Below are 4,050 nucleotides of genomic sequence, written 5' to 3' on the forward strand. Positions count from 1 at the left end.
AGCACCTGGTCGACGATCTGGTCCAGCGGACTATCGGCATGGGCGGCGACCGTCTCGGCCAGCAGCGGCGCGTAGTCCGCCTGCTGCACCGCTTTCAGGATCAGCGAAGGATTGGTGGTGGCGTCGCGCGGCTTGAATTGCGCCAGCTGCTTGAAATTGCCTGTGTCTGCTACTACCGTCGTGTATTGCTTGAGCTGGTCCAGCTGATTCATGTCTGTCCTTGTGTGTAGGGAATGCAATAGGAATGCAAAGATTGGTTAAAGTTCAGCCGTAGGTTCAGCCATGTAAAGCGTGCGCTGCCGCGAACAGGCCGCGGAATTTCCGGTAACGCTCTTGCAGCATCTCCTGCTGCCCGGCGACCGGCACGAAGCGCGCCTTGACCGGCATGCCGAGCCCTGGCAGATCGCGGCCGCGCCCATATGCCAGGAAACCCAGCTTGGCGGCGCCGATGCAGGCGCTGAGCTCGCTGCCGGACAAGGTGCAGATTTCCCGGTCGAGGATGTTCGATAGCAGTTGCGCCCAATAATTGCTGCGGGCGCCGCCGCCGACCAGCGAGCATGTGCTTACCTCGGCGCCCGCCGACTGCACCGCGGCCATCGCATCGAGCAGGCCGAAACCGACGCCTTCCAGCACGGCGTAACCGAGCATCGCCGGCGTCGTCTCATAAGCAAGATTCATGAAACCGCCGCGCAGCAGCGGATCATTGTGCGGGGTGCGCTCGCCAGCCAGATAAGGCAGGAACAAGGGCGTCGCCGCAGGAATCGGCTGGCTCAGCGGCACCCGCTCCTGCGCCAGCTGCAGCAGGGCCTGCTCATTGACCTGTCCCAGCAATTGGGTGACCCAGCGCAGGCAGCTGGCGCCGGCCAGCATCGCGCCCATGGTGTACCAGCGCTGCGGCAGCGCGTGGCAGAAACTGTGCACCGCGCTGGCCGGATTGCCGGCCACATGGTCGGTAATCGCGACCACGGCGGCGCTGGTGCCCAGCGTGACAAACGCCTGGCCGGCCTCGATCGCGCCGATGCCGACCGCCGATACCGGATTGTCGCCGCCGCCGCCGGCCACCAGCACCGGCGCCTGCAGCGCCAGCTGCGACGCCGCGCCGGCGCACAGGTCGGCCACAGCCGCGGAGCCTTCCACCAGGCGCGGCATTTGACGCAATTCAAGTCCGGTAGCTTGCAGCATGGGTTCGAACCAGTCGCGCCGGCGCACATCCAGCCATAGCGTGCCGGCGGCGTCGGAGACATCGCTGATGCGCTCGCCGGTCAGCCGCAGACGCAGGTAATCCTTGGGCGACAGCACGCAGGAAATCTGGCCGAATACCTGCGGCTCATGTTCGCGCAGCCACAGCAGCTTGGGCGCGGTCAGTCCCGCCATCGGCAAGCTGCCGGTGATATCGGCGAAGTCGGGATGTTCGCGCTCCAGCAATTGCGCTTGCGCCAGCGCGCGCGAATCGTCCCAGAGAATCGCCGGGCGCAGCACCTGGTCGTTCTGGTCCAGCAGCACTGCTCCATGCATCTGTCCCGACAAGCCTATGCAGCGCACCCTGGCGTAGGCATCCGGCTGCTGCTGCCGCAATTGATGCAGGCCTGCCAGGCAGGCTTGCCACCAGTCTTCCGGATTCTGTTCAGACCAGCCTGCCTGCGGCCGCGAGATGGTCAGGCGAACACCCGTGTGCGCCAGCACGGTGCCGCTTTCATCCAGCAAGACTGCTTTCAGTTCCGACGTGCCGAGATCTATCCCGAGTGATATGGGACTACCCATAGATATCCGTTTCTAGTAAAAATTATCAAAGACAGCCGCAGGAATTGCGGACGCGCAGGGTGGGCGCCAGCCGCACCGTCTGTTTCTTGCCTTCCGGCGCCTCGATCCGCTTCATCAGCAGCTTGACCGCGCGCGTGCCCAGTTCCTTGACCGGCTGCGCCATCACGGTCAGGCGCGGAATGAAAAAATCGGCCCAGTCGAAATCGTCGAAACCGACCAGCGCGATCTGCTCCGGCACGTCGACCTTGGCGTCGCGCAAGGCATGCATGGCGCCGATGGTCATCAGGTTGTTGGCCGCCATGATGGCGGTCGGCGGCACTGCCAGCGTCAGCAGCTGGCGGGTCGCCAGCCGCGCCGGTTCGCTGCTCGATTCGCCGCTGACCAGCAGCGCCGGGTCAAACCGCAGGCCGGCAGCGTCCAGCGCGGCGCGGTAACCTTCAATCCGCTCATCGGTGGTAGTCAGGCCTGGGCTGCCGGAAATCAGCGCGATGCGCTTGTGTCCGTGTTCGATCAGGTGGCTCACCAGGTCCTGCGAAGATTTCTTGTTTTCCACCCCGACCTGGTCGAAACCCTGGGCCACCAGGCGGTCCACCAGCACCGCCGGGATTTCGTTGGCGCGCAGGTATTCTAGCGCCAGGTGCTGCGGATCGGCGGACGGCGCCAGCAGGATGCCGTCGACCCGGCGGTGGTGCAGCGCCCTGACCGCGCGCAGCTCCTGCTCCGGATCGTCGCGGGTATCGACGTACAGCATCATGATGCCGTGCTTGGCGCATTCGGTTTCGATGGCGTGCACGGTTTCACTGAAATAATGGTTGGAGAGCGCGGAAATCGCCACGCCTATGGTGTTCGATGTCGAGCGCGCCAGCGAGCGCGCCAGGGTGTTGGGGATGTAGCCGAGCTCCTGGATCGCCGCTTCCACCGCACGTACGGTGGCCGGGCTCACCTTGCGGGTGCCGTTCAAGACATGCGAGACCGTCGAAGTCGAGACCTTCGCGATTCTTGCGACATCATCCATCGTAGCCAATTGTGTCCCCTTTTTTTGTGCTCTAGAACGGCGGCTGCCGACAACTCGATCCTGGCAGCCGCCTGGCTCACATCAGCGCTGGCTGGACCAGCCTTTATAAGTAGCCACATTATCATGAGTAATCAGCACCGGCGCCAGCAAAACGACCGGCTTGGCGGGACGCTTGCCGTTCAGGATGTCATAACCGATGGCGACTGCATCCTGCGCCTGCGCCCATGGGTCCTGGCTGGACGAGGCCTGGATCGAAGTGCCGGATTTCAGCGCCGCTTCGATATCCGGTGCGCCGTCGACCGAAGTGATGATGATGCCGCTGCGCTTCAGTTGCTTGGCGGCGAGGTCGCTGCCGATCGCCTGTGGATCGTTGATGGTGAACAAGCCGTCGATTTTCGGGAAACGCGTCAGGTAGCCCTGCATGGCGTTCAGGCCGCCTTCGCGCGAGCCCTTGCCGTCCTGGTCGTCGGACAGCACCTTGATGCCGGGCGCGGCGGCGAACACGGCTTTGCAGCCTTTGACGCGGTCGGTGACGGCAGTCACTTGCGGCCCGTTCTGGATAATCACGTTGCCCTTGCCGCCCAGCTTGTCGACCAGGTATTTGCAGGCCAGCTTGCCGGCCAGCTCATTGTCGGTCTGCACCGTAGCGTCGACACCCTTGGCGCCTACATCCACCGCCACCACCACGATCCCTGCCTTCTGCGCTTTCTTGATGGCCGGCTCGATGGCGACCGGGTCGGTGGCGTTCAGCAGGATCAGGTCGACCCCGGCTGAAATGAAATTGTCGATTTGCGTAAACTGCTTGCTCAGGTCATAGTCGGCCGATACCGCGGTGACCTTGACGTTGGGATTGATCTGCTGGGCTTTCGCCTTGGCGCCGTTGGCCAGCGTCACAAAATAGGGATTGCCGAGCGAACCGACGGTGATGCCCACCGCTTTCAGTTCACGCGCCTGCACCACGCCCGACATGGTCAAGGCCAGCGTCAGCGGAAGTATTGCGGCCATAGCGAATTTTTTCATCATGCTTGATCTCCTGTTGCCGGTCATATGGAAATCCGGGCGCAACGACCAGCTTGTTGCACCCGGCGGTCTATAAATATATTAAGTACGTGCGCCCGATTGCCGGTAGCGGTCCAGCGCCACCGCACCGATGATCACGATGCCCTTGATGATGTATTGCCAGATGTCGGACACGCCCAGCAGCACCAGGCCGTTGGTCAGCACCGCGATGATCAGCGCGCCGACCAGGGTGCCGCCGATGGAGCCGACGCCGC

General features: G+C 63.4%; 4 protein-coding genes and 1 pseudogene. All 5 read right to left on the reverse strand.

The window, feature by feature from the left end; genetic code table 11:
- Positions 1-212 (reverse strand): transaldolase family protein (locus tag JWQ61_RS15180; RefSeq protein WP_304361267.1); only part of this gene is annotated, 212 nt, incomplete at its 3' end.
- A gap of 64 nt (positions 213-276) precedes the next feature.
- Positions 277-1,761 (reverse strand): xylulokinase, encoded by a 1,485-nt coding sequence (gene xylB, locus JWQ61_RS15185; RefSeq protein WP_304361268.1) that lies wholly within the window; start codon positions 1,759-1,761, stop codon positions 277-279.
- 25 nt (positions 1,762-1,786) lie between these two features.
- A complete protein-coding gene (locus tag JWQ61_RS15190; RefSeq protein ID WP_304361269.1) occupies positions 1,787-2,776 on the reverse strand; it encodes a LacI family DNA-binding transcriptional regulator in 990 nt (329 codons plus the stop codon).
- An 81-nt stretch (positions 2,777-2,857) separates the two neighbouring features.
- Positions 2,858-3,745 (reverse strand): ABC transporter substrate-binding protein, encoded by an 888-nt coding sequence (locus JWQ61_RS15195; RefSeq protein ID WP_236904686.1) that lies wholly within the window; start codon positions 3,743-3,745, stop codon positions 2,858-2,860.
- Positions 3,746-3,877: 132 nt separating this feature from the next.
- Positions 3,878-4,050 (reverse strand): annotated as a pseudogene (locus tag JWQ61_RS15200) (ribose ABC transporter permease); the annotation flags it as partial.

The organism is Collimonas fungivorans (assembly GCF_028292705.1).
GTDB lineage: Bacteria > Pseudomonadota > Gammaproteobacteria > Burkholderiales > Burkholderiaceae_D > Collimonas > Collimonas fungivorans_B.